The following is a 23,890-nucleotide window of genomic DNA, read 5'->3' as shown; positions in this document are numbered from 1 at the left end:
TCGCGGACGCGATCGCCCGGGCCGACGTGGTGCTCTGTTCGTGTGCTCCGCAAGGTGCGGTGGAGATCGCGAAGCAGGTCGGCGCCGCTGGGTTTCGCGGCCTGTACGTCGAGGCGAATCCGCTGTCACCGGCATCGTTGCGGGAAGCGCAATCGGTCGTACCGGAGGCAACCTTCGTCGACGCCGGCGTGGTCGGCCCGCCTCCGACCGGCGGCGCATCGCCCACCCACCTGATGCTGTCCGGCACAGCGGCCGACAAGATCGCCACACTCTGGGCAAACACCGCGGTCACGCCAATGGTCGTTGGCTCCGAACCGGGCGCCGCGAGCGCGGCAAAGTCGGCGTTTGCCCTTTACAACAAGGGCAAAGCAGCTCTCGCGGTGCTCGCCTTCCAGCTGGCCGAGAAGCACGGAGTCACCGACGCCCTGACCGCACAACAAACCCGCACCGACGCCGCCTCGCTCAAGGACCCGGCCCTGCCGGAGCAACTCCGAAGCGTCGCCTGGCGCTGGGGCCCCGAGTTCGACGAACTCGCCGAGACCCTCGACGAAGCCGGCCTGGAAGGCGACGCGGCCCGCGCCCTCCGTCAGGTCTGGACCAAACTCACCTGAGGCGATACTCCTCGAGTACGTACGGTGGAATGCGCTCCGCGATCCCGCCCAACGCCGACGTCAGCTCCTGTACGCGCGGAACAGTCCAGTATCCGACGCCCCAGGCGACCAGCGCACCGCCCTCGATCCGCCACTCCAGCCACGGATGCGCAAGCAGCCACTCCAGCAGCTGCGGGTGCAGCACCGCGCTGGCGTACCGCGGATCAGCACACTCGACCGAGAACGCGGAGTTGAACGCCGCGCTCTCGAACTCCTGGCCGGGTACGAACGGGTTGTGCTGCTCCACCACCAGCGAAGGCAGCGCGACCGGAAGGTCGTACGCGAGCAGATGGCACTTTGCCGCGGTTGCCGTCGCACTGGCTTGAGAGGTGAAATCGCAGACCCGGACGCCCGGCCCGGCGACCATCCGCGCGGCCTGCCCGTGGGTCCGGAAGACGCGATCCGCGACTCCGGCCAACCATGGGTCCAGCACCGCCGGATGTAACCCGAGCCGCGCGGCCTCGGCGGTTCGAGCGGTGAAGAAGGCAGTACGACGGCGCACCGAGCGCAGGTACAACAGCAGCAAACCACCGCCGACCAGCACCAGCACCAAGACGACGATCATCGGTACGTCGGCTGCCCGTAGTCGCGGAGGACGAACGGCGGGATCAGGTCGATCAGCCGGGTCATCGCCTCCAGCCGGGCGTGCACGTCGGGTACGTCGAAGTTGCCTTCGCCCCAGGTGACGAATGCGTTCCCGGAGATCAGCCATTGCAGGCCCGGGTTGTACAGCACGCACTCCATCATCCGCGGATGCATGACCGCTGACCCGTACCGGTCGTCGTCGCAGTCGACGCGGAAGCGGTCGTTGAACTCCGCGTTCTCCAGCTCGAGGTCGCGGCCCTTGAAGATCCGCCCGGTCTCCTGGGTGACCATCAGCGGCGGCAGCGCGACCGGGAGGTAGAGGGCAACCAAGTTGCGGAGGTGCGTCGACTGCGTTTTGCCGTTGCTGGTCACGTACCGGTAGTCGAACAGGTACATGTTGCGACCGTGGTACGACCCGGCCCAGGCTTCCGTGACCTCGCCGCCCGCCCGGAACACACTGCCGGCGACCTGCTCAAGCCACGGGTCCGGTGGAACCAGGTAGCACCCGAGCGACGCCAGCTGCGCGGCCCGCGCCTGCTGCCAGGCGCGCTGCCGGCGGCCGTTCCGCAGCACCAGCGCGACCACGCCGAAGACGAACGCCAGCAGGAGCAGTGGGATGAGCAGAGCGAAGGTCGCGATCACCCCGGCAACGTACCGAAGAACCGGTCCGGATCCGGGTCGTCCGGACCCGCGTGGCCGCGGTGCCGGAGCTCACCCGGGGACGGATTTCCCGTCTGGGCGGCCTCGTGGGTAGACTGTTTTGGTTGCCTCGGCGAGGGACGCCCCCCGAGAAGTATTGGGCGCGGCTCCGTGATCGACGCGGTGGTTCGTTGCCTGACGCCTTCCCCGGGGTCAGCAGGCGCCCGCTGAGGCCGCAGCCTAGTTCCACCCAGTCAACAGATCACCGCAACGCTTTTTGAGGAGTTCAGTCGTGGCCGAGGTCAAGATCCAAGCCGAATCAAGGACGGAGTTCGGCAAGGGTGCTGCCCGCCGAATCCGCCGGGACAACAAGGTTCCCGCTGTCCTCTACGGCCACGGCAGTGACCCGGTGCACATCACGCTGCCCGGTCACGACACCATGCTGGCCCTGAAGACCGCGAACGCCCTGCTGCTGATCGAGGTCGAGGGTGGCGAGTCCCACCTGGCGCTGCCGAAGCAGGTCCAGCGCGACCCGCTGAAGGGCTTCATCGAGCACGTCGACCTGGTCATCGTCAAGCGTGGCGAGAAGGTCCAGGTCGAGGTCGCCGTGCACCTCGAGGGCGAGGCCGTCTCGGACGCGCTGGTCGTCACCGAGCACGCCGCGATCCTGGTCGAGGCCGAGGCGACCCACATCCCGACCCAGATCGTCGTTTCGATCGAGGGCCTCGAGATCGGCGCCCAGATCCACGCGTCCGACCTGACCCTGCCGACCGGTTCGACGCTGGCGATCGAGCCGGACACCCTGATCGTGAACGTCACCGCGCAGCCGACCGCCGAGCAGGTCGACGCGGAGATGAACGAGGCCGAGGCGCAGGCGGGCGTGGAGAAGGACGAGCCGGCCGCGGAGCCGGTGGCCGCCGCCGCCGAGTAGTCTGCAGGCGGCAGCAGCAACAGAATCTCTTGGAGGGCCGGGATCCGTGGCGGACGACGTGTGGTTGGTCGTCGGACTGGGGAATCCTGGCCCTTCGTATGCCCGGACCCGGCACAACGTCGGCCACCTGGTCGCCGACGAGCTGGCCGCCCGGACCGGCACCAGCTGGAAGCAGAGCAAGCAGGTCAAGGCCGAGGTGATCGAGACCAGGATCAGTGGCCTGCGGACCGTACTGGCCAAGCCCCGCTCGTACATGAACGAGTCCGGCGGACCGGTCTCCGGGCTGCTGAAGTTCTTCAAGCTGGACCCGGCCAACCTGGTGGTCGTGCACGACGAGCTGGACATCGACTTCGGCGTGCTGCGGTGCAAGTTCGGTGGCGGCGACAACGGCCACAACGGGCTGCGGTCGGTCCGGAAGTCGGTTGGCACCGGTGAGTACTATCGAATCCGGTTCGGGGTGGGTCGTCCGCCGGGCCGGCAGAATCCCGCCGACTTCGTCCTGAACGAGTTCTCCGCGGCCGAACGCAAGGACCTTCCGTTCGCCGTCGACCGGACCGCGGACGCGGTCGAGTGCCTGCTCACCGACGGCCTCGAGTCCACCCAAGGACGGTACAACTCTTGAAGCTGGACAACTCGTGAAACTGCGCGGCCTGGTCGACACCCTGATCACCGACCCGGTGCTGGCCGGGGCCGTCCGGGATGCCCGTGGCGACGACGTCACGACCCTGGACCTGAGCGCGCCCGGTCCGGTACGCCCGGTGGTGCTCGCCGCGCTCGCCGCGAGCCGGAACGGCGCCGACCGGCCGATCCTCGCGGTCACCGCGACGTTCCGCGAGGCCGAGGAGCTGACCGAGGCGCTGCAGTGCCTGGTCGAAGAGCCGAGCACGGTCGCGTACTACCCGGCCTGGGAAACCCTTCCGCACGAGCGGTTGTCGCCCCGGTCCGACACCGTCGGGCGCCGGCTGGCCGTGCTGCGCCGGCTCGTCCACCCGGACCCGTCGGACGAGACCACCGGACCGATCAAGATCCTGGTCGCGCCGGTGCGGTCCGTGCTGCAGCCGCAGGTCGCCGGGCTGGCCGATCTGAAGCCGGTGCAGCTGCACGTCGGCGACTCCGCGGAGCTCGAGGATGTCGTGGAGCGGCTCGCCGGTGCCGCGTACCACCGGGTCGACCTGGTCGAGCGGCGGGGTGAGTTCGCGGTCCGTGGTGGCATCATCGACGTCTTTCCGCCGACCGAGGAGCACCCCCTGCGGGTCGACTTCTTCGGCGACGACGTCGAAGAGATCCGGTACTTCGCGGTCGCTGATCAGCGTTCGCTGGATGTCGCCGAGCACGGTCTGTGGGCTCCTCCCTGCCGTGAGCTGCTGCTGACCGACGAGGTCCGCTCGCGGGCCGCCGTGCTGGCCAAGGAGCACCCCGAGCTGGCCGAGCTGTTCGAGAAGCTCGCCGAGGGACATGCGGTCGAGGGGATGGAGTCGCTGGCTCCGGTGCTCGTCGATCACATGGAGTTGCTGGTCGACCTGATGCCGGCCGGTACGCATGTGGTCGTCAGCGATCCGGAGCGCGTACGGGCGCGGGCGCACGACCTTGTCGCGACCAGCCAGGAGTTCCTGGAAGCGTCCTGGGCCGCAGCCGCCGGTGGTGGCGAAGCGCCGATCGACCTGGGCGCGGCCGCGTACATGTCGCTGGGTGACGTCCGGTCGCAGGCACTGAACAAGGGCCTGGCCTGGTGGAGCCTGTCGCCGTTCGCGGCCGCACCGACCGACGAGCCGGAGCTGCGGGACTCGATGGGCGCGCGCGTCGCGTTCGACATCGACACCGAAGCCGGTGCGGTGACCAGCCGGATCCTCGCCGTTCGCGAGGTCGACCCGTACCGGGGTGAGACCGGGGCGGCGGCCGAGGACATTCGCGGCTGGCTGCGGGACGGCTGGCGCGTCGTCTGTGTCACCGAGGGGCACGGTCCCGCGCAGCGGCTGGCCGAGGTGTTCTCCGAGGCCGAGCTGCCGGCCCGCCTGGTCGACGAGATCGCGGCGGTCCCGGACCCCGGCGTGGTGCTGATCTCGCAGGGCCAGCTGGAACAGGGCTTTGTTGCTGAGGGCATCAAGTTCGCGGTGCTCACCGAGAACGACCTGTCCGGGCAGCGATCGGCGGCCGAACGGCGTTCTCAGCAACGGATGCCGTCCCGCCGGAAGAAGACGATCGACCCGCTGGAGCTCCAGCCCGGCGACCACGTCGTGCACGAACAGCACGGCGTCGGCCGGTACGTCGAGATGATGCAGCGGACGGTCGGATCGGGCTCGCAAAAGGCGACTCGTGAGTACGTCGTGATCGAGTTCGCCGCGAGCAAGCGCGGTCAGCCCGGCGACCGGTTGTACGTACCCACCGATCAGCTTGACCAGGTCACCCGGTACGTGGGTGGCGAGCAGCCGACGCTGGACAAGATGGGCGGCGGCGACTGGGCCAAGCGCAAGGGCCGCGCCCGCAAGGCGGTCCGCCAGATCGCGGGCGAGCTGATCAAGCTGTACGCCGCGCGGCAGGCGACCAAGGGGCACGCGTTCGCGAAGGACACGCCCTGGCAGCGGGAGCTGGAGGACGCTTTCCCGTTCGTCGAGACGCCGGACCAGCTGGCCACCATCGACGACGTGAAGCACGACATGGAACGCATCACGCCGATGGACCGGATCGTCTGCGGTGACGTCGGGTACGGCAAGACCGAGATCGCCGTCCGGGCCGCGTTCAAGGCGGTGCAGGACGGCAAGCAGGTGGCGGTCCTGGTACCGACGACGCTGCTCGTACAGCAGCACTACGCGACCTTCGCCGAGCGGTACGCCGCGTTCCCGGTGAACGTCGCGCCGCTGTCGCGCTTCCAGACCGACAAGGAGTCGAAGGCCGCGATGGACGGCCTCGCGGACGGGTCGATCGATGTCGTGATCGGTACCCATCGGTTGCTGTCCGGCGAGGTGCAGTTCAAGGATCTCGGCCTGGTGATCGTCGACGAGGAGCAGCGGTTCGGCGTCGAGCACAAGGAGCAGCTGAAGCGGCTGCGGACCGCCGTCGACGTACTGACCATGTCCGCGACGCCGATCCCGCGGACGCTGGAGATGTCGATCACGGGCATCCGCGAGATGTCCACGATCGCCACCCCACCGGAAGAACGGCACCCGGTGCTGACGTTCGTCGGCGCGTACGACGAACACCAGGTGACCGCGGCGATCCGGCGCGAACTGCTCCGCGAGGGTCAGGTCTTCGTCGTGCACAACCGGGTGAACACGATCGAGAAGGCGGCCGCGCGGATCCGCCAGCTGGTGCCCGAGGCCCGGGTGAGCGTCGCGCACGGCCAGATGAACGAGCACACCCTGGAGAACGTGATCCAGGGCTTCTGGGAGAAGCAGTCCGACGTGATCGTGTGCACGACCATCGTCGAGTCCGGGATCGACATCTCGAACGCGAACACGATGATCGTCGAGCGCTCCGACCTGCTCGGCCTGTCCCAGCTGCACCAGCTGCGCGGGCGGGTCGGGCGTGGCCGCGAGCGTGCGTACGCCTATTTCTTCTTCCCGCCGGAGAAGCCGCTGACCGAGACCGCGCACGACCGGCTGGCGACGATCGCGCAGCACGCCGATCTGGGCGGCGGCATGGCGGTGGCGATGAAGGACCTGGAGATCCGCGGCGCCGGCAACCTGCTCGGCGGCGAACAGTCCGGGCACATCGCGGACGTCGGGTTCGACCTGTACGTCCGGCTGGTCGGCGAGGCGGTCGCGGAGTACCGGGGTGACACCCAGGCCGAAGAGCCCGAGGTCAAGATCGAGCTGCCGATCGACGCGCACCTGCCGCACGACTACATCCCGTCCCAGCGGCTCCGGCTGGAGATGTACCAGCGCTTGGCGGCCGTCCGCGACTCGGACGGGATCGCCGAGTTGGTGGAGGAGCTGCAGGATCGGTACGGCGAGATTCCGGCCGCCGTACTGAACCTGATCGAGGTGGCGACGTTCCGCAACCACGCCCGCCGGGCCGGGCTGCACGACGTCACTTTGCAGGGCACCATGATCCGGTTCGGGCCGGTCGAGCTGCCCGATTCGAAGGTGCTCCGGCTGAACAGGCTGTACCCGAAGAGTCTGGTGAAGCCGCAACTGCATACCATTCTGGTGCCACGACCTGCCACCAGGCCGATCGGCGGTCAGCCGCTCCGCGACCAGGAGTTGCTGCAGTGGTGCACCCGGTTGATCGACGACGTGATCGCCGAACCGATCGGAGTACCGGCGTGAACCTGACGACACACAGCGTGACTAGGCGAGGAGATTCGGTGAGCAGAGGGCGGAAGCTTGGGGCTCTCGGTGCGGCGGTGGCCACGGTGCTGCTGGCCGGCGGTTGCGCGGCGGGTACGCACCCGGGCGCGGCGGCCATGGTCGGCGGCACCGAGATCAGCATCGGCGACGTCGACAAGACGGCGCAGGCGGTCACCACGGCGCTCGGTCAGACCTACAGCACCACGGCCGCGCTGAGTGACATGGTCAGCAACGTGCTGGTGGAGAAGATCCAGCAGCAGAAGTCGATCACGGTCACGCCGGCCGAGACCGCGGTCGCGGCGAAGGCAGTCGTCGGCGGCGACCAGCAGACGTACGAGAAGTTCCAGGCCGACTCGGTCGCCCGGGACTTCCTGAACCAGGTCGGCACCGCCGCGATCGTCACCGCCAAGCTCGGCGGCGGCACCGTCGAGGACCTGCAGAACCAGGCCAAGCTGCAGCAGGGCGGTGTGGCGCTGCGCGAGGCCTCGAAGGGTGTCGACGTCACGATCGCACCGCGCTTCGGGCAGTGGACCGACGGGCGCATCGACACGGCGATCTCCGGCTCGCTGTCGGTGCTGTCCCCGCAGACGGCCGCGGAGAAGAAGGCGTCTCAGCAGCCGCAACAACAGCAGCAGCCGCAACAGGGCCAGGGCTGATCCCTTGAGCGCGGGTGAGGTCGGCGGGATCAAGGTCGTCCTGACCAGCCCTCGGGTGGCCCCTGGGCTGCTCACTCGCGCTACCTGGCAGGCGCTGGAGGCCGCCGACGAGATCGCGGCGGCCGGCGGCCCGGACCGGCCGGACGTCCAGGCGGTGATCGGGTCAGGTCTGCCGGTGACCCAGGTCGAGGGCGACGCCACGGCGGCCTGGGCTTGGCTGACGGCCGCGGCACGTGCCGGACGGCAGGCTGTCTGGCTGACCGGCGACGACGGTGATCCCGGTTTGCTCCGGCTTGTTGCCGATGGCCGGTTTCATGAGCCGGAGGCGCCGTACGGCGTCGAGATCCTGCACGGGTCGTACGACGTACCGGGTGCTCGGCTGATCGATCTGGTCCGGGTGATGGACCGGCTGCGGCGGAACTGCCCGTGGGATCAGGAACAGACGCACGAGAGTTTGGCGAAGTACCTGCTCGAGGAGACGTACGAGACCCTCGAAGCGATCGACACGGGCGACCAGGAGCACCTCCGCGAGGAACTCGGTGATCTGTTGCTGCAGGTTGTTTTCCACGCGCGGATCGCTGAGGACCGCGGTGCCGACGACGGGTTCTCGGTCGACGACGTCGCCGGGGGGATTGTCGACAAGCTGATTCGGCGGCACCCGCATGTGTTCGGCAGCGTGGATGCTGCCGACGCGGCCGCGGTCGAGGCCAACTGGGAAGCGATCAAGGCGACCGAGAAGCAACGGACTTCGGTGCTCGAAGGTATCCCGCTCGCCCTCCCTGCTCTGGCTCTTGCCGACAAGGTGCTGGGCCGGGCCGCCAAGGTCCTTCCCGCCGACCAGAGCGAGCCTTCGGAGCCGGTTGAGGATGCTGATCGGATCGGCCGGCAATTGCTTGCGATCGTCCGCGAGGCGCGCGCGTCCGGCGTCGACGCCGAGCAAGCACTTCGTACGAGCATCCAGCAGCTGACCGCGGAGATCCGGGCCGCCGAACGGTCCTGACAGGGCTACTGCGGTCCGTCGAGGAGGTTGCGGAGGGCGTCGCGGTGGGTGGTGTACGCCTGCTGCCCGGTCTTCGTCATCCGGTACGTGGTGGTTGCCCCGCGCCCGTGACCGCTCTTCGTCGTCGTCACGTACCCGGCCGCTTCCAGCGCCGACATGTGCTTCGACAGATCCGAGTCGGCCACGCCGAGATAGTCCTTCAGGAACTTGAACGTGACGGTCGTCGCGTTCGCCAGCACCGCCATCGCGGCCAGTCGTTTCGGGGCATGGATGACCGGGTCGAGTCCGTCGATCACCCGAGACGCTCCCGTACCTTCGCCGCGGCGATCGCATACCGGTTCTCGTAGTACCAGATCCCCGCCGTCACCAGCACGAACCCGGTCCCGGCCGCGACCGGTACGCCGCCCAGCCACCACGCCGCCGCGACCACCAGCACGATCACCGGGATGGCCAGGAAGTACCCCTTCCACAGCCGCCCGATCTCCCGCGGCGGACGCCCCCGCCCCGGAAACGGCATCGCCCCGTGCCGCCGCTGCATCCAGCTCAGAAACGCGACCTCGAGCGCCATCAGGATCGCCAGCGACGCGAAGAACAGCGCCGAGCTCTCCCGCCACCAGGTGAACGCCCCGATCATCCCGGCCACCCACGCCCCGATCACCACCGGATACCACCAGGGCGTCTTCGGGTAGCTCACGTACGGTGCCGCCTCGGCCCGCTCGATGATCCGCAACTGCTCCGCCGCATCACTTTCCATACCGGAAACTTAACCGATAACTTTCCACTTCCGCAAGTAGAAAGTTATCGATGGGGTACCGAAGGACAGGTAGTGGTGGGCGCTGGGGTAGTGCACCTGAGCGTGAAGAGGTCCGCGTGTACAGCGTCTCGGGGGTGTACTACCTGTCCTTAGGTACCGCGATATTCGGGTGCGGACGGCCGGCGGGGCTGGGACTGTGGGGCGGGTGGATGTTGCTGGGGTGCTGCGGGACCTGTGGGAGCTGAAGGCGGCGCGGCTGGAGGTGCTGACCGGTGGGATGAACTCCGCGACCTGGCTGGCGTCAGCGGTGGGTGACGAGTGGCGCGTGGTGCTCAAGTCGGTCCCGGCAGCCAACGCGTCGTTCGAGCCTGGTCTTGAGCTGGCGGTTCGGCTGGACGACGCGGGCGTGATGACCGGGCGTCCGCGGCCCAGCAAAGGTGGTCGGCTGGTCGAGCGGATCGACGATCGGCAGGTCGCGGTTCTCGAGTACATCGATGGGGAAGAACTGGGAAAGACCGCCGAGGATCGGACCGCGATTGGGGACCTACTCGGCCGCGTCCACACGATCGCGTCCGTCGGGCCCGGCGATCTGCGGGACTGGCTGCGGGGGCTGATGCCGTTCGGCGAGTACCTGGATCTGGAGTCGTGGATTCGGCCGGCGGTGGAAGATGCGGTCGCGCGGGTCACGGCGCTGGATGAGGTGTCCTGGGCGTGGCTGCACGGGGACGCGGCGAGGGAGGCGTTTCGGCGGCAGGCGGATGGCAGCGTCGGGTTGATCGACTGGGGGAGTGCGCTACGCGGCCCGATTCTGTACGACGTCGCGTCCGCCGTGATGTACGCGGACGGTTCGCCCGAGCACGTCGTCCCCGCGTACGTCCGCCAACGCCCGCACCTCGCCGACGAGCTCGCTCAGAGTCTGGATGCCTTCCTGCACGTCCGCTGGGCCGTACAGGCCGGCTACTTCGCCTGGCGAATCGCGAACAACCTCCTGACCGGGATCAGCGACGCCGAGGAGAACCGGAAAGGTCTCGCCGACGCCCGTCGCGCGTTCGGCCGGTAGCGCGGGACGTGAAGCCTGCGCGAACACTTGGCGACGGTCCTGGAAGCCGTTACCGGCAGTGGATCCGGCCGATTTGCGGCTCGATCCGGCGCTCGCCGGGGTGTTGCTGACGTGAGAGGTACCTGGGGGTGGGATCGTTGGGGCGACGCGGTCCACTGGGCGTGGTGGTCTGGAGGCTAGGCTCAGCACGATTCGTCATCGAGAACTTGGGAGTCAATGTGGCCACCATCGAGGCCGTCGGCGCCCGCGAGATCCTCGACTCGCGCGGCAACCCCACTGTCGAGGTCGAGGTTCTGCTCGACGACGACACCGTCGCCCGGGCAGCGGTCCCGTCCGGCGCGTCCACCGGTCAGTTCGAGGCCGTCGAGCTGCGGGACGGCGACAAGGACCGGTACGGCGGCAAGGGTGTGCAGAAGGCCGTCACCGCGATCCTTGAAGACATCGACAAGGAGATCGTCGGGTACGACGTGCACGAGCAGCGACTGATCGACCACGCGCTGCTCGACCTGGACGGCACCCCGAACAAGGCCAAGCTGGGCGCGAACGCGATCCTCGGCGTCAGCCTCGCCGTCGCCAAGGCGGCCGCGGAGAGCTCCGGCCTGCCGCTGTTCCGCTACGTCGGCGGCCCGAACGCGCATGTCCTGCCGGTGCCGATGATGAACATCCTGAACGGCGGCGCGCACGCGGACAGCAACGTCGACGTGCAGGAGTTCATGATCGCCCCGATCGGCGCCGCCACGTACGGTGAGGCGCTGATGCAGGGCGCGACCGTGTACCACGCGCTGAAGGCGGTGCTGAAGGAGCGCGGCCTGTCCACCGGTCTCGGCGACGAGGGCGGCTTCGCGCCGAACCTGGAGAGCAACCGCGCCGCGCTGGACCTGATCGCGGTCGCGGTCGAGAAGACCGGTCTGCAGCTCGGCAAGGACATCGCGCTGGCGATGGACGTGGCCGCGAGCGAGTTCTACACCGAGGGTGTGTACGCGTTCGAGGGTGGCAAGAAGTCCGCGGACGAGATGATCGCCTACTACGCCGACCTGGTCGCGTCGTACCCGATCGTCTCGATCGAGGACCCGCTGAACGAGGACGACTGGACCGGCTGGAACGCCATCACCGCCGAGCTCGGCAGCAAGATCCAGCTCGTCGGCGACGACCTGTTCGTCACCAACGTCGAGCGGCTGCAGCGCGGGATCGACGAGAAGTCGGCGAACAGCCTGCTGGTCAAGGTGAACCAGATCGGCTCGCTGACCGAGACCCTGGACGCCGTCGACCTGGCCCACCGCAGCGGTTTCACCTGCATGATGAGCCACCGCTCGGGCGAGACCGAGGACACCACGATCGCCGACCTCGCGGTCGCGACCAACTGCGGTCAGATCAAGTCCGGTGCGCCGGCCCGGTCGGACCGTACCGCCAAGTACAACCAGCTGCTCCGGATCGAGGAGGAGCTCGACGACGCGGCCACGTACGCCGGTCGCTCGGCCTTCCCGCGGTACCAGGGCTGATTTCAGGGGGTCGCAAGGCATGCCGTCCCGTCGGGATACCGGTGCACGACCCGGCTCGCGTCCGTCGAGCCGGACCCAGTCGCGTCCGCAGCGCCATGCCTTCGGCCCCGCCCCAGCCCGCCCCGCCCGCCGGGGCGAGCCAACCAAACGGCGTACGACGGGTGCGACCGCAGGTCCGGCGCGTACCCGCGGGTCGCGCAACCTGACCGGCCGCGCCGCCGTCGTACTGCTGGTGCTCGGCGCGCTGATCGTGTCGTACGCGCAGAGTCTGCGGGTGTGGTTCGACCAGCATCAGCAGGTCAGCGCGCTGAACCAGGAGATCCGCGACCGGGAGAAGCGGGTCGCCGAGCTGAACGACGAGATCGCCCGCTGGGACGACGACGCGTACGTGAAGGCGCAGGCGCGGCAGCGGCTCGGCTGGGTGATGCCGGGCGAGGTCGGCTACCGCGTGATCGGCGCGGACGGGAAGCCGGTCGGCGCCCCGCCGGAGCCGTCGGCGCCGTCGGACGGCACCACCGAGACGCAGAAGCCGACCTGGTACACGAAGCTCTGGGGCAGCGTCGAGGGCGCCGGCAAACCGCCCGCCGCGGCGACCCCGCCGGCCCGGACCCAGCCCACCCCGAAGACGATCCTGACGCCGCCGCCTAAGGTAACCAGGTGAGCGCCAGTCCTTCCGGTCAAGTCAGCCCTTCGGATGAAGAAGCAGTCAGCAAGCAGCTCGGCCGTACCGCGCGGGGGATCCGCTCGATCGCGCACCGGTGCAGCTGCGGTCTCCCCGACGTGGTCGAGACCGAACCGCGGTTGCCGGACGGTACGCCGTTCCCGACCACGTACTACGTCACCTGCCCGCGCCTCGCCGCCGCGATCGGGACGCTCGAATCTTCCGGGCTGATGAAAGACATGACCGACCGGTTGGCGGACGATCCGGAGCTGGCCGAGGCGTATCAAGGTGCACATGAGGCGTACCTGGCGCACCGCGAGTCGATCGAGCATGTCGAGGAAATCAGCGGGATCTCGGCCGGTGGGATGCCGACGCGGGTGAAGTGTCTGCACGTGCTGGCCGGTCATTCGCTGGCGGCCGGGCGCGGGGTGAACCCGCTGGGCGACGAGACCCTCGACGCACTGGAGGACTGGGGCCGCCGAGGTCCTTGTGTCTGAACGTCCGACCAGAGTTGCCGCGGTTGATTGCGGCACCAACTCGATCCGCCTACTGATCGCTGATGTCCGTGACGGCGAGCTCGCCGAGGTCGATCGGCGGATGACGATTGTGCGGTTGGGGCAGGGTGTGGACGCCACTGGTGCGTTTGCTCCTGAGGCGCTGGAGCGGGTTTTCCGGGCCGCCGACGAGTACGCGGAGGTGATCCGCTCGGCCGGCGCCACCCGCGTACGCTTCGTCGCAACCTCCGCCGCCCGTGACGTCAGCAACCGCGACGCCTTTCTCGAAGGCATCCAGGCCCGCCTCGGCACCACCCCCGACATCATCACCGGCGCCGAAGAAGCCCACCTCACCTTCCGCGGCGCCACCCAGTCGCTCCCGGCACCCGGCGGAGGGTCGGGCCTGCCCGGGCCGTACCTGGTAGCCGACATCGGTGGCGGGTCAACCGAGCTGATCCTGGGCGACGCATCAGGTGTCATCGCCGCCGAATCACTCGACCTGGGCTCAGTCCGCCTCACCGAGCGTCACGTCACCACGGACCCGACCAGCCCCGCCGAGCTAGCAGCCATCACCCGCGACATCGAGGCCCTGCTCGACCACACCACGGTCCCGATCGCCGAAGCCCGCGCCCTGGTCGCCGTAGCCGGCACCGCAACCACCGTCGCCGCGGTCGCCCTCAACCTCCCCGAGTACGACCGCGCCGCCGTACACCACGCCCAGCTGTCAGCCGACGCCCTCCGCGAAGCCACCACCTGGCTCACCACCACCACCCGAGCCGACCGCGCCGCCGTACGCGCCATCCACCCCGGCCGAGTAGACGTCATCGGCGCCGGCGCGACCATCCTCCAACACCTCTTCGACCGAACCCCCGCCCCCACCCTCACCATCTCCGAACACGACATCCTCGACGGCACAGCCCTCTCCCTGGCCTGACTGTCATGCCGGTCAGGCCTCTAGGCTGAAGGGATGGAGCTGCCGCATCCGTTGACTGGGGAACTGTTTGGGAGTCCGGTGTTGCCGGGGAGTGGGTGGCCGGGGGATCCTGCGGTGCGGGGTACGCGGGTTGCGCACGATGCGGGCGAGGTTGTGCGGCTGGCTGAGACCGGGGACCTGCATGAGCTGGATGCCCGGGTTTCGGTTTGTTGTGCTTGTCCGCGGTTGGTGGAGTGGCGCGAGGATGTTGCCGTCAGCAAGCGGAAGTCGTTTGCGGATCAGCCGTACTGGGGGCGCCCGATCCCCGGCTGGGGTGTGGATGAGCCGCGGATCCTGATCGCCGGCCTGGCCCCGGCAGCGAATGGCGGGAACCGCACCGGCCGTGTCTTCACCGGTGACCGCTCCGGGGACTGGCTGTTCGCGAGCCTGTACCGCGTCGGCCTGGCCAATCAGCCAACCAGCGAACATGCCGGCGACGGTCTGCGCCTGATCGGCACCCGGATGATCGCCGCCGTCCGCTGCGCCCCGCCCGCCAACAAACCCACGCCAACCGAACGCGACACCTGCGCCCCTTGGTACAACCGCGAACTGGAGTTGGTCCTCCCCACCACCAAGGCCATCGTCTGCCTCGGCAAGTTCGGGTACGACGCGCTCCTGACCGCCCTGGCCGCGCTCGGCGCCACCATCCCCAAACCCCGCCCCAAGTTCGGCCACGCCGCCGAGCACCGGATCACCACCCCACACGGCGACCTGACCGTCCTCGCCAGCTTCCACCCCAGCCAGCAGAACACCTTCACCGGCAAACTCACCGAGCCCATGCTCGACCAGGTCCTCACCCGCGCCAAAACCCTCGCCGGCCTCGAAGACTGAGCGTGCCCGGGACGGGATTCGAACCCGTACGCCTTTCGGCTGGGAGGTTTAAGCTCCCTGCGTCTGCCGTTCCGCCACCCGGGCGCGGGAGGCTCGGGACGAGAGTACTCGTTACTGGTAGACCTTTCGGGGGTACACGGCGTGGGCGCCGGCGACCCGGTCCAGGAAGAGTTTGCCGGCGCAGTGATCGATCTCGTGCTGGAGCGCGCGCGCCTCGAAGCCGTCGGTGCTGATCGTGACCACCTCGGTGCTGCCGGGGAGTACGCCGGTGACGGTCAGGCGGGTGGCGCGTTTGACGTCGCCGGTGAAGTCGGGGACGGACATGCAACCCTCGCGGGCCTTCTCGTTCCGGCTGGACTCGACGATCCGGGCGTTGCAGAGCACGAAGACCCCATGGCACGTACGCGTCTTGGGGTGCCCGCTGACATCGAGCGAGAACAGCTGTGCGGCCACGCCCACCTGCGGCGCGGCCAGGCCGACGCAGCCGGGGGAGACGCGCATCGTCGCGACCAGGTCGGCGGCGAGCTGGATCATCTCGGGATCGAGCGGGTCCACGATCGCGCCCTCGGTCGCCAGCACCGGATGCGGCGCGCGGACCACGTCCAGTACGCGACCCTCGACGCCCAGCAGCTCCGCGGACCAGGCGGAGATCGCCTCGGTCACGGTCACAGCTCGTCGCTCTCGGCCGGGCGCAACGTGACGCCGACGCCGAGCTCTTCGGCGGTGATCTCGAGCGCACGGTTCAGCATCGTCAGCTCGGCCGACGGCGGCAGCTCGACCTCCGCGGTGAGTACGTACAGCCCGCCGCTCAGCCGCGTCGACAGGTCCGTGACCGTACCGCCGGCGGCCGCGATCATCCGGGTCACCGCCGCGACGATCCCGGGCCGGTCCGCGCCGTGCACGCTCAGCAGGTACGGCGCGCCGATCGCCGAACGCTCGTGCTCCGGAGCCATCTCCCGGACCGTGATCACCAGCTCGCCCTGCAACGGCTCGAGCGCCGCCTGCACCTCCGCGTACGGGCCGGCGCAGACGATCATCATCGCGAAGTGACCGCGCAGCAGCGTCATGGTCGAGTCCTCGAGGTTCACACCGGTACCGACCAGCGCCTCGGTGACGTCCGCGATGATTCCCGGCCGGTCCGGCCCGATGACGGTGACTGCGAGCTGACTCATGCCCGGCAACCTACCGTTGACCTAAGTACCGGAAAAAACGACTTCGGTATCCGGACACCCGCGGACGCACCGGCAAACGCTTACGCACCGCTACATTCGAGCTATGACCGAGCTTCCGGCCGGGCCGTCCGGCAAGCCCGCGCGCCCGCGCCGCAGCACCCGCGACTGGGTGGTGGACAGTGTCGCGTTCGTGCTCGCGGTGCTGATCGGACTCGTGCTGTACACCGACGGTGAGAAGGACTCGATCAGCCGGTGGATCCTCGCGGCCGACTTCTGGGCCGGCATGGCGTTCTGCCTGACGCTCTGGTTCCGGCGGCGCTGGCCGGTGCAGCTCGCGCTGATCGGGGCCGTCCTGTCCACGTTCTCCGAGTCTTCCGGCATCGCGGCGCTGATGATGATTCTGACCGTGGCGATCTACCGGCCGTTCCGGACCACGCTGCTGATCTTCGCCGTCAACGCGGTCAGCCTGCTGGCGTACATCGAGATCCGGAACAAGCCGGACGACCCGGCGGCGATGCTGATCACAGCCGCAGCCCTGTACGTCGCGGTGGCCGGCTGGGGTCTGTACATCCGATCCCGCCGCCAGCTGCTGCAGACATTGCGGGACCGCGCCGACCGCGCCGAGACGGTCGCCCGGCTGGAGGCGGAACAAGGACAGCTGCGGGCCCGGGAGGAGATCGCCCGCGAGATGCATGACGTACTCGGGCATCGGTTGTCGTTACTGAGCGTACACGCCGGAGCGCTCGCGTACCGGCCGGACGCGTCCACCGAGGAGGTCGCCGGCGCCGCCGAGATCATCCGCGCCAGCGCGCACCAGGCGCTGCAGGATCTGCGCGAGGTGATCGGCGTACTGCGCGCGCCGGTCGGCGAACTGCCCCATCCGGCGTTCGCGGACCTGCCTGCCCTGGTGGAGGGCTCGCGCGCGGCGGGCATCCCGGTGGAGCTCACTCTCGACGCACCGGGCGCGCTGCCGGAGCACGTCGGGCGTACGGCGTACCGGATCGTGCAGGAAGGACTCACCAACGCCGTCAAGCACGCGCCGGGCGAACCCGTACACATCAGCGTGACCGGTGCCCCAGGCAACGGATTGGCGGTCGAACTGCGCAACCCCGCACCCAACCGCAGACGAGGAGACGGCCAAGGTTTGAAGGGCCTGAGCGAACGCGCCGCCCTGGTAGAGGGCCGGGTCGAACACGGCCGCACCCCCGAAGGCGACTTCCGCCTGTACGCCTGGTTACCGTGGCCCGCATGACCATTCGGGTATTGATCGTCGACGACGATCCGCTGTTGCGCGCGGGCCTCAAGCTGATGCTTGGCGGGGCGGAGGACATTCGGGTGGTCGGTGAAGCCGGGGACGGTACGGGCGTCCAAGGGCTGATCGATCGGCTCGCGCCGGATGTCATCTTGATGGACATCCGGATGCCCGGTACGGACGGGCTGACCGCGACGGAGACGGTGCGGCGCCGCCCGGGGGCGCCGGAGGTGGTCATTCTGACCACGTTCGACGCCGACGAGCATGTGCTGCGCGCGCTTCGCGCCGGTGCGGCCGGGTTCGTGCTCAAGGACACGCCGCCCGCGGAGATCGTCGAGTCGGTACGCCGGGTGGTGGCCGGCCAGCCGGTGCTCTCGCCGGCGGTGACCAAACGCCTGATCACCCGGGTCGCGGACGCCGGCCAGGATCACCGCAAGACCAAGGCGGCGGCCCGGATCGCCGAGCTGAACGACCGTGAGCGCGAGATCGCCGTCGCGGTGGGGGAGGGGAAGTCGAACGCCGAGATCAGCGCGACGCTCTACCTCAGCGTCCCGACCGTGAAGACGCACGTGTCCCGGATCCTGACCAAGCTCGACCTGAACAACCGGGTCCAGATCGCCCTGCTCGTCCACGACGCGGGCCTGCTCCACGACTGACACCCAGCCGGGTGCTCGGGCAAAAAAGAGGCCGGCCCCCAGCGAGTAGGGGGCCGGCCCGTCAGGGGCGGACGACTAGGACTGTGTCGCCCGCTGGAACTCCTCGTTCGGCGTCTGCAGGCTGCCGAGGCTGGTCACTTCGCGGCGGAAGAACAGCGCCAGCGTCCAGTCGAGGATGACCCGCATCTTCCGGTTGAAGGTCGGCACCCGGGACACGTGGTACGTCCGGTGCAGGAACCAGGCCAGCCAGCCCTTCACCTTCACGCCGTACAGCTGGGCGACGCCCTTGTGCAGGCCGAGGCTGGCGACCGAGCCGACGTACTTGTGCTCGTAGTCCTGCGGCGGCTGACCGTCCACGACCCGGAGGATGTTCGCGGCGAGCCGCCGGGCCTGCCGGACCGCGTGCTGTGCGTTCGGGGCGCAGTACGTGCCGGCCGGGGCGGTCAGGTCGGGTACGGCCGCGTTGTCGCCCGCGGTCCAGGCATCCTCGACGCCCTCGATCCGCAGGTTCGCCAGCGTCTTGACCCGGCCCTTCTCGTCCAGCGGGAAGTCGGTCGCGGCCAGCGCCGGGTTCGCCTTCACGCCGGCCGTCCAGACAATCGTGTCGGCGTCGAACTCGTCGCCGTCGCTGAGGATCACGTGACCCTTCTCGCAGGACTCCAGCCGGGTCTCCAGCCGGATCTCCATGTTCCGCTTGCGCAGCTGGTCGACCGTGTACTTGCCGAGTTCTTCACCGACCTCGGGCAGGATCCGCCCGGTCGCCTCGACCAGGACCCAGCGCATGTCCTCGGGGTTGATGTTGTCGTAGTACCTGGTCGCGTACCGGGCCATGTCCTCCAGCTCGGCGAACGCTTCCACGCCGGCGTACCCACCGCCGACGAAGACGAACGTGAGCGCGGACTTGCGCAGCACCGGGTCGGGCTGGGACGACGCGACGTCGAGCCGGTCCAGCACCTTGTTCCGGAGCGCGATCGCCTCTTCGACGTTCTTGAATCCGGTCGCCTCATCGGCCAGGCCGGGGATCGGCAGTGTACGGGCGATCGAACCGAGCGCGACCACGATCTGGTCGTACGCGAGCTCGTACGCCGGGCCCTCCTCGGGCAGCACCTTGGCGACCTTGTGAGCGTGGTCGATACCGGTTACCCGGCCGGTCACCACCCGGCAGCCTTTGAGGGTCTTGCGCAGCGGCACCACGACGTGCCGCGGCTCCACCGATCCGGCCGCGGCTTCCGGCAGGAACGGCTGGTAGGTCATCACCGAGCGCGGGTCGACCACAGTGACCCGGATCCGGCCCTTCCGGGCGGCGCGGCGCAGGCCGTACGCGGTGTACATCCCGACGTAACCGCCTCCGACGACGAGGATGTGCGGCACCTGGGCTGTCATGCGGTTCACTCTCCCTGAGTGGTTCTCCGACTTCATGTTCACTTCAACGCTAAGCGCTCGTGAAAGATTTCACAAACCATCGAACGAGTGATCTCATCTGTCGAACATCCCCCGCTGGAGGGAGTACTCATTCCCTCATGGTGGGGTCACCCACGCGTCCGCGACCAGTACCCAGCCAACCCGTCACGGAACCGCAAGGGGCTAGCTCGCGCTGTCTCCGAGGCGGTACACGGAGACATGCGACGGCGAATCGGCGGTGAACTCGGCGCCGGTCCAGTCGGCGTGGCGGGACTCGAGGGTGAAGCCGGCCAACTGCGCCATCAGGTCGAGCTCGGCCGGCCAGATGTAGCGATGCGGCGTGCGGTGGAGCTGCGCTTGCCGGTCCCCGCTGTCCGCGCTGAAGTGAAAGTGATGTGAGACCACCTGCTGCCGCAGCACGTCGTACGTGTCCAGCAGGATGTATTCGGACTCGGAGATGCCGACGGTCGCGGGCGTACCAGGTGGGAGCCGCCGGAGCTCGGGGACCCACAGCTCGATCACGAAGCAGCCGCCGGGGGAGAGGTGCCGGGCCGCGTTCCGGAAGCAGGCGACCTGTTCCTGCTGGGTCAGCAGATTCGAGATCGTGTTGAACACCAGGTAGACCAGCGCGAACTCGCCCGGTACCCGCGCGGTCGCCATGTCGCCAGGCACCACCGGGATCTCGTCCGGGCCCACCTTTGTCCGGAGTTCTTCGAGCATCGCGGTCGACAGTTCGATCCCCGCGACCGGTACGCCCCGCTCCGCCAGCGGCACGGCGACCCGCCCGGTGCCGATCGCGAACTCGAGCGCCCGCCCACCGCCCGCGAGCGTGGCCAGCCGGTCCACGGTCGGCCCGAGGACTTCGGCCGCGAACATCCCGGTGCCCGGAGTGTCGTACCGGCTCGCGGTGTCCTTGTCCCACAGCCGGTTCTGCTCGGTGCTGTCCATTCGGTCAACCTAGGCGGGGGTGACGCCCGCGGCCAGCGGGTTTTTGCGGGATTGGGTGGTAGACAGTCGTCAGAGGTGTTGCTCAGGTGTGGGGTAGTGCGCATCAATAGTGGGGTGGAGAGCTACCGCACCCCGGTCCTGATTGCTTCGCTGCTGGCTCCGCCCGCGGTGTGCGCGTTGCTGACTCCGTTCCGAAGTCATTTCGACAATGCGAACGCGGCGCTCGTCCTGGTGGTCGTGATCGTCGCCGTCGCGGTGTGGGGTATCCGGGTCGCGGGCGTACTCGCGGCGGTGTCCAGCGCGATCTGGTTCGACTTCTTCCTGACCGTGCCGTACAACAGCTTCCGGATCGACAGCAGCAACGACGTCGAGCAGGCCGTCCTGCTGATGGTGATCGGGGTCGCGGTCACCCAGATCGCGATCTGGGGCCGTCGGCAACAAGCCAACGCGTCCCGGCGGCGCGGCTACCTGGACGGCGTGATCACCACTTCGCAGGCGGTCGCGACCGGCGCGTCCGCCGACGACCTGATCGAGCAGGTACGGGCCGAGCTGACCGCCGTACTGGGGATCGACGGCGTGAAGTTCGTTGCCGGTAGCAAGCAGACGGAGGCGCCGCGGCTCAATCCGGACGGTACGGTGACGCGCGGCCAGCACGTACTGAAGGTCGAACGCGACGGCCTGCCGACGAACGCCGAGATCGAGCTGATCGTCCAGCACGCCGGCGTCACCCGCGGCCGGTTCCTGCTCACCGCGGCGAGCCGGATCGCGCGCCCCGACCTCGAGCAGCGGGTGGTCGCGGTCGCGCTGGCAGACCAGGTCGGCGCGGCGCTGTCCACCCAGGAAGCAATTCACCCGCACGGTTGATCGCATTGCTCTCCGATTGGGTTGTGCAACCGTTTTCCGGGCGCCGGGTTTCGGTTGGAGAACAAGGGCTCAATTCTCAGATTGCGTTAAGGGTGGGGCCGTAGTATCGCGATACGACCCCGGATGTGGGCCATCAGGAGGAAAACATGCAGAGCAGTAACCCGGTGCTGAACCGGTCGAGTGCGTTCGCGCCTGGCCAGGGCCAGGCATACCCGGGCGCCGCTCCGTACGGTCAGCCAGGCGCCTATGGCTACGGCGGTGCAGGGATGCCGCCGAACCAGTACCAGGGCGCTCCGGCCGCGAGCCGCCCGATGACCATGGACGACGTGATCGTCAAGACCGCGATGACGCTCGGCGTGGTCACCCTCTTCGGCGCGCTGGCCTGGTGGTTCGTACCGGCCAGGCTGGTCACCCCGTTGTTCCTGGCCGGCGCGCTGGCCGCGTTCGCGATCGCGATGGTGCTGTCGTTCTCCCGCAAGATCAACCCGGCGCTGGTGATGGTGTATGCCGCGGCGGAGGGAATCTTCCTCGGGATCGGCTCCAAGTTCATCGCCGCCTGGACCGGCGCCGGCACCGGCATCGTCGTCCAGGCCGTGCTGGCCACGCTGGTGACGACCGGTTTGACCTTGGCCACCTACAAGTACTTCCAGATCAAGGTGACACCGCGGTTCACCAAGATGGTGATGCTGGCCACGATGGGCTTCGCCGGCGTGATCGTGATCAACCTGATCGCGAGCCTGTTCGGCTTCAACTCCGGGATCGGCGGCTTCGGCCCGATGGGCCTGCTGTTCGCCGCGATCGGTGCCGGGCTGGCCGTGTTCAACCTGATCCTGGACTTCGACATGATCGAGCAGGGCGTCCGCCACGGCGCCCCGCAGAGCGAGGCCTGGCGGGCCGCGTTCGGCCTGACCGTGACGCTGGTCTGGCTGTACTGGAACATCCTGCGCATCCTCGCCATCCTCCGCGGTGGCGACTGATCCGCAAGCCGTAGTTGAACGACAGAAGGGCCGGTTCAGGTGGACCGGCCCTTCTGCTTGTGCCGGGAACGTGAAAGACCTGCCCCTCCACCTGAAAGGGCAGGTCTTGCCGGGTTGTCTCCTTTGCGGTTCAGCCCATTCGCCGGTGCGCCTTGACCAGATCGAACTCGTGGACGATGGCGGTGGCGTGCCCGTGCGCGAGCTCGTACTCGCTGGAGAGCCATCGCACTCTGTCGTCGAAGCGCAGGAACGACGGTCCGTCGTTCATCAGCTGGAACCACTCGGTCATCTGGCGTCCGGTGCACCTGGGCACTGCCTCCACCAAACGCTGGTGCGTCTCCTCGGAGTGGTTCAAGCCCATCTTCGCCTCCCGTCATCGGGGTACCGCGTAGTTATCGACTGTGCACCAACCGGACGCCGGTAATCAAGACTCCGGCCATGAAACTCGCCGCTGAGCGGACGCACAACCCTGTAACTACTGGCCGACCGGCTTGCAGCTACTGGCCCGATCGGCTTGCAGCTACTGGCCGACCGGCACGGTTTCGGCTTTGTCCTCGGCGCCGGCGGTCTCCGGCTCGACCCGGTCGACCTCGGCCTTCGGGTGCCGGCGCCGGTGCCGCAGCGCCGCCCAGCGACCGCGCGGTCCGCGCTCCCGGCCGGCCACCTCGGTGGCGGCGACCTCGGTGCCGGCCCGGCGGGTGGCCTGGACCGCGGCGTCCGCGATCGGCAGGATCGCCTCGCCGCGGAACGGCTCCGGATGCACGAACGATTCCGGCCCGACGCCCATCGCGGCCGCGACCGACGGCAACAGCGCCGCCGACGCCGCGGCGTACCCGGTCGCCGACGGGTGGAAGTTGTCCCGGCCCCACATCGACGGATCGGTCCGGAACACCTCGCCGAGCAACGAGCCGAGCGACACCGAGCGGCCGCCGGCCTCGACCACCGCGATCGTCTGCGCGGCGGCCAGCCGGTGGCTCCAGGACCGGGCCACCCAGCGCAGCGGCGGTACGATCGGCGGCACCACGCCGAGGTCCGGGCAGGTGCCCACCACGACCTCGCAGTTCGCGGCGCGCAGCCGGCGGACCGCGGTGGCGAGCAGCCGGACCGAGGTCGACGGCGGCATCTTCGCCTTCACGTCGTTCGCACCGATCAGGATCACCGCGACATGCGGCCCGGCCTGAAGTGCGGTGTCGACCTGTACGGCGAGATCGGTCGATTTCGCGCCGGTCTTCGACACGTCGACGAGCCGCACCGGACGTTCGGCCAGCTCGGCGAGGCCGGAGGCGAGCATCACCCCGGGCGTCTCGTCCGGCGACTCGGTGCCGTATCCCGCGGCACTGGAATCGCCGAGCATGGCGAACGTGATCGGATGTCCTGGGAACCGGCCGTACAGACCGTTGCCCGGAGTTGGGTAGTAGCGCATCGGCCCGATCACACGCTTCACGTACTCGGCCTCTGCGGTCAGTACGCCGTAAACGGTGGCACCGATGAGTCCGAGTCCCCCGCCCCCGAAGGCTGCGGCCTGGGCCAGCTTCTTTGCTGCCCGGGCTTTACTCATGTAACTAGGATTACACGCAGTTATCACGATGCAAGTGAAAATA

The 23,890-nt window shown here is 68.7% G+C and carries 26 protein-coding genes and 1 tRNA gene; 16 read left to right on the top strand and 11 right to left on the bottom strand.

Features of this window, described 5'->3' with window-relative positions; all coding sequences use genetic code 11:
- The coding region (locus tag ABD260_RS20710) for a DUF1932 domain-containing protein (RefSeq protein WP_344235280.1) at positions 1-611 on the top strand (611 nt) is incomplete at its 5' end.
- Here the strand turns inward: ABD260_RS20710 and ABD260_RS20705 are convergent.
- Both ABD260_RS20705 and ABD260_RS20700 read right to left on the bottom strand, forming a co-directional pair.
- Positions 604-1,215 (bottom strand): hypothetical protein, encoded by a 612-nt coding sequence (locus tag ABD260_RS20705; RefSeq protein WP_344235278.1) that lies wholly within the window; start codon positions 1,213-1,215, stop codon positions 604-606. The genes ABD260_RS20710 and ABD260_RS20705 overlap by 8 nt on opposite strands.
- Positions 1,212-1,877 carry a hypothetical protein gene (locus ABD260_RS20700; protein WP_344235276.1) on the bottom strand — a complete coding sequence of 222 codons (666 nt, stop codon included), beginning with the start codon at positions 1,875-1,877 and terminating at the stop codon, positions 1,212-1,214. Before ABD260_RS20700 ends, ABD260_RS20705 begins: the two co-directional genes overlap by 4 nt.
- Positions 1,878-2,166: 289 nt before the next feature.
- Between ABD260_RS20700 and ABD260_RS20695 the strand changes: the two genes are divergently transcribed.
- The 5 genes from ABD260_RS20695 to ABD260_RS20675 are packed head-to-tail and all read left to right on the top strand — an operon-like array spanning position 2,167 to position 8,747.
- A complete protein-coding gene (locus ABD260_RS20695; protein WP_344235274.1) occupies positions 2,167-2,805 on the top strand; it encodes a 50S ribosomal protein L25/general stress protein Ctc in 639 nt (212 codons plus the stop codon).
- Positions 2,806-2,851: 46 nt separating this feature from the next.
- Positions 2,852-3,427, top strand: coding sequence for an aminoacyl-tRNA hydrolase (gene pth, locus ABD260_RS20690; RefSeq protein ID WP_344235272.1), 576 nt, complete (start codon positions 2,852-2,854; stop codon positions 3,425-3,427).
- A gap of 13 nt (positions 3,428-3,440) precedes the next feature.
- Positions 3,441-7,070, top strand: coding sequence for a transcription-repair coupling factor (gene mfd / locus ABD260_RS20685; RefSeq protein ID WP_344235270.1), 3,630 nt, complete (start codon positions 3,441-3,443; stop codon positions 7,068-7,070).
- Positions 7,071-7,108: 38 nt separating this feature from the next.
- Positions 7,109-7,747, top strand: a complete 639-nt coding sequence (locus ABD260_RS20680; protein ID WP_344235268.1) for a hypothetical protein — start codon at positions 7,109-7,111, stop codon at positions 7,745-7,747.
- Positions 7,748-7,751: 4 nt separating this feature from the next.
- Positions 7,752-8,747: a nucleoside triphosphate pyrophosphohydrolase gene (locus ABD260_RS20675; RefSeq protein ID WP_344235266.1), complete on the top strand. Its 996-nt coding sequence runs from the start codon at positions 7,752-7,754 to the stop codon at positions 8,745-8,747.
- Between the two features lie 5 nt (positions 8,748-8,752).
- On the opposite strand, the gene ABD260_RS20670 is transcribed toward ABD260_RS20675, so the two are convergent.
- Positions 8,753-9,043: a transcriptional regulator gene (locus ABD260_RS20670; protein ID WP_344235264.1), complete on the bottom strand. Its 291-nt coding sequence runs from the start codon at positions 9,041-9,043 to the stop codon at positions 8,753-8,755.
- Positions 9,040-9,501, bottom strand: a complete 462-nt coding sequence (locus ABD260_RS20665) for a hypothetical protein (RefSeq protein WP_344235262.1) — start codon at positions 9,499-9,501, stop codon at positions 9,040-9,042. The genes ABD260_RS20670 and ABD260_RS20665 overlap by 4 nt, the downstream gene beginning before the upstream one ends.
- A gap of 205 nt (positions 9,502-9,706) precedes the next feature.
- Here ABD260_RS20665 and ABD260_RS20660 point away from each other — a divergent pair, with 205 nt between their 5' ends.
- From ABD260_RS20660 to ABD260_RS20635, 6 genes are all read left to right on the top strand, one after another.
- On the top strand, positions 9,707-10,561 hold the full coding sequence (locus tag ABD260_RS20660) for a phosphotransferase enzyme family protein (protein WP_344235260.1): 855 nt from the start codon (positions 9,707-9,709) through the stop codon (positions 10,559-10,561).
- A gap of 218 nt (positions 10,562-10,779) precedes the next feature.
- The gene (gene eno / locus ABD260_RS20655) at positions 10,780-12,060 is read left to right on the top strand and encodes a phosphopyruvate hydratase (RefSeq protein WP_344235258.1); all 1,281 of its coding nucleotides are present in this window, start codon (positions 10,780-10,782) and stop codon (positions 12,058-12,060) included.
- A 19-nt stretch (positions 12,061-12,079) separates the two neighbouring features.
- Entirely contained in the window at positions 12,080-12,721 is a 642-nt protein-coding gene (locus tag ABD260_RS20650) for an FtsB family cell division protein (protein WP_344235256.1), read from the top strand.
- On the top strand, positions 12,718-13,218 hold the full coding sequence (locus ABD260_RS20645; RefSeq protein WP_344235254.1) for a DUF501 domain-containing protein: 501 nt from the start codon (positions 12,718-12,720) through the stop codon (positions 13,216-13,218). The genes ABD260_RS20650 and ABD260_RS20645 overlap by 4 nt, the downstream gene beginning before the upstream one ends.
- Positions 13,211-14,149 carry a Ppx/GppA phosphatase family protein gene (locus ABD260_RS20640; RefSeq protein WP_344235252.1) on the top strand — a complete coding sequence of 313 codons (939 nt, stop codon included), beginning with the start codon at positions 13,211-13,213 and terminating at the stop codon, positions 14,147-14,149. The genes ABD260_RS20645 and ABD260_RS20640 overlap by 8 nt, the downstream gene beginning before the upstream one ends.
- A gap of 33 nt (positions 14,150-14,182) precedes the next feature.
- Positions 14,183-15,019 carry a uracil-DNA glycosylase gene (locus tag ABD260_RS20635; protein ID WP_344235250.1) on the top strand — a complete coding sequence of 279 codons (837 nt, stop codon included), beginning with the start codon at positions 14,183-14,185 and terminating at the stop codon, positions 15,017-15,019.
- A gap of 3 nt (positions 15,020-15,022) precedes the next feature.
- Here the strand turns inward: ABD260_RS20635 and ABD260_RS20630 are convergent.
- The 3 genes from ABD260_RS20630 to ABD260_RS20620 form a co-directional block, all read right to left on the bottom strand.
- Positions 15,023-15,103 (bottom strand) — tRNA-Leu (locus tag ABD260_RS20630).
- A 27-nt stretch (positions 15,104-15,130) separates the two neighbouring features.
- Positions 15,131-15,682, bottom strand: coding sequence for a peptide deformylase (gene def / locus ABD260_RS20625; RefSeq protein ID WP_344235248.1), 552 nt, complete (start codon positions 15,680-15,682; stop codon positions 15,131-15,133).
- A 2-nt stretch (positions 15,683-15,684) separates the two neighbouring features.
- The gene (locus tag ABD260_RS20620; protein ID WP_344235246.1) at positions 15,685-16,191 is read right to left on the bottom strand and encodes a glycine cleavage system transcriptional repressor; all 507 of its coding nucleotides are present in this window, start codon (positions 16,189-16,191) and stop codon (positions 15,685-15,687) included.
- Between the two features lie 103 nt (positions 16,192-16,294).
- Here ABD260_RS20620 and ABD260_RS20615 point away from each other — a divergent pair, with 103 nt between their 5' ends.
- Both ABD260_RS20615 and ABD260_RS20610 read left to right on the top strand, forming a co-directional pair.
- Positions 16,295-17,443, top strand: a complete 1,149-nt coding sequence (locus tag ABD260_RS20615) for a sensor histidine kinase (protein WP_344235244.1) — start codon at positions 16,295-16,297, stop codon at positions 17,441-17,443.
- Positions 17,440-18,099, top strand: a complete 660-nt coding sequence (locus tag ABD260_RS20610; RefSeq protein WP_344235242.1) for a response regulator — start codon at positions 17,440-17,442, stop codon at positions 18,097-18,099. Before ABD260_RS20615 ends, ABD260_RS20610 begins: the two co-directional genes overlap by 4 nt.
- A gap of 75 nt (positions 18,100-18,174) precedes the next feature.
- Here ABD260_RS20610 and ABD260_RS20605 read toward each other — a convergent pair whose 3' ends face one another.
- A complete protein-coding gene (locus ABD260_RS20605; RefSeq protein WP_344235241.1) occupies positions 18,175-19,482 on the bottom strand; it encodes an NAD(P)/FAD-dependent oxidoreductase in 1,308 nt (435 codons plus the stop codon).
- 201 nt (positions 19,483-19,683) lie between these two features.
- Complete coding sequence (locus ABD260_RS20600) at positions 19,684-20,448, bottom strand: class I SAM-dependent DNA methyltransferase (protein ID WP_344235239.1); 765 nt, start codon at positions 20,446-20,448, stop codon at positions 19,684-19,686.
- 96 nt (positions 20,449-20,544) lie between these two features.
- Here ABD260_RS20600 and ABD260_RS20595 point away from each other — a divergent pair, with 96 nt between their 5' ends.
- Both ABD260_RS20595 and ABD260_RS20590 read left to right on the top strand, forming a co-directional pair.
- Complete coding sequence (locus ABD260_RS20595; RefSeq protein WP_344235238.1) at positions 20,545-21,312, top strand: DUF4118 domain-containing protein; 768 nt, start codon at positions 20,545-20,547, stop codon at positions 21,310-21,312.
- A gap of 146 nt (positions 21,313-21,458) precedes the next feature.
- On the top strand, positions 21,459-22,289 hold the full coding sequence (locus ABD260_RS20590; protein ID WP_344235237.1) for a Bax inhibitor-1/YccA family protein: 831 nt from the start codon (positions 21,459-21,461) through the stop codon (positions 22,287-22,289).
- A 130-nt stretch (positions 22,290-22,419) separates the two neighbouring features.
- Here the strand turns inward: ABD260_RS20590 and ABD260_RS20585 are convergent, their stop codons facing one another.
- Positions 22,420-22,650 carry a DUF4287 domain-containing protein gene (locus tag ABD260_RS20585; RefSeq protein ID WP_134108161.1) on the bottom strand — a complete coding sequence of 77 codons (231 nt, stop codon included), beginning with the start codon at positions 22,648-22,650 and terminating at the stop codon, positions 22,420-22,422.
- Positions 22,651-22,809: 159 nt separating this feature from the next.
- A complete protein-coding gene (locus ABD260_RS20580) occupies positions 22,810-23,847 on the bottom strand; it encodes an SGNH/GDSL hydrolase family protein (protein WP_344235236.1) in 1,038 nt (345 codons plus the stop codon).
- Positions 23,848-23,890 lie beyond the last annotated feature (43 nt).

This window comes from Kribbella hippodromi, assembly GCF_039531045.1.
GTDB lineage: Bacteria > Actinomycetota > Actinomycetes > Propionibacteriales > Kribbellaceae > Kribbella > Kribbella hippodromi.
Note: the sequence above shows the minus strand (reverse complement) of the source record. Positions and strands in the feature narration are given on the sequence as shown.

Bases quoted from the DNA above. Each gene is read 5' to 3' on its own strand.
- ABD260_RS20705 (WP_344235278.1), bottom strand. From the start codon at position 1,215: ATGATCGTCGTCTTGGTGCTGGTGCTGGTCGGCGGTGGTTTGCTGCTG.
- ABD260_RS20665 (WP_344235262.1), bottom strand. From the start codon at position 9,501: ATGGAAAGTGATGCGGCGGAGCAGTTGCGGATCATCGAGCGGGCCGAG.
- ABD260_RS20650 (WP_344235256.1), top strand. From the start codon at position 12,080: ATGCCGTCCCGTCGGGATACCGGTGCACGACCCGGCTCGCGTCCGTCG.
- ABD260_RS20635 (WP_344235250.1), top strand. From the start codon at position 14,183: ATGGAGCTGCCGCATCCGTTGACTGGGGAACTGTTTGGGAGTCCGGTG.
- ABD260_RS20620 (WP_344235246.1), bottom strand. From the start codon at position 16,191: ATGAGTCAGCTCGCAGTCACCGTCATCGGGCCGGACCGGCCGGGAATC.
- ABD260_RS20615 (WP_344235244.1), top strand. From the start codon at position 16,295: ATGACCGAGCTTCCGGCCGGGCCGTCCGGCAAGCCCGCGCGCCCGCGC.
- ABD260_RS20610 (WP_344235242.1), top strand. From the start codon at position 17,440: ATGACCATTCGGGTATTGATCGTCGACGACGATCCGCTGTTGCGCGCG.
- ABD260_RS20605 (WP_344235241.1), bottom strand. From the start codon at position 19,482: ATGACAGCCCAGGTGCCGCACATCCTCGTCGTCGGAGGCGGTTACGTC.
- ABD260_RS20600 (WP_344235239.1), bottom strand. From the start codon at position 20,448: ATGGACAGCACCGAGCAGAACCGGCTGTGGGACAAGGACACCGCGAGC.
- ABD260_RS20590 (WP_344235237.1), top strand. From the start codon at position 21,459: ATGCAGAGCAGTAACCCGGTGCTGAACCGGTCGAGTGCGTTCGCGCCT.
- ABD260_RS20585 (WP_134108161.1), bottom strand. From the start codon at position 22,650: ATGGGCTTGAACCACTCCGAGGAGACGCACCAGCGTTTGGTGGAGGCA.
- ABD260_RS20580 (WP_344235236.1), bottom strand. From the start codon at position 23,847: ATGAGTAAAGCCCGGGCAGCAAAGAAGCTGGCCCAGGCCGCAGCCTTC.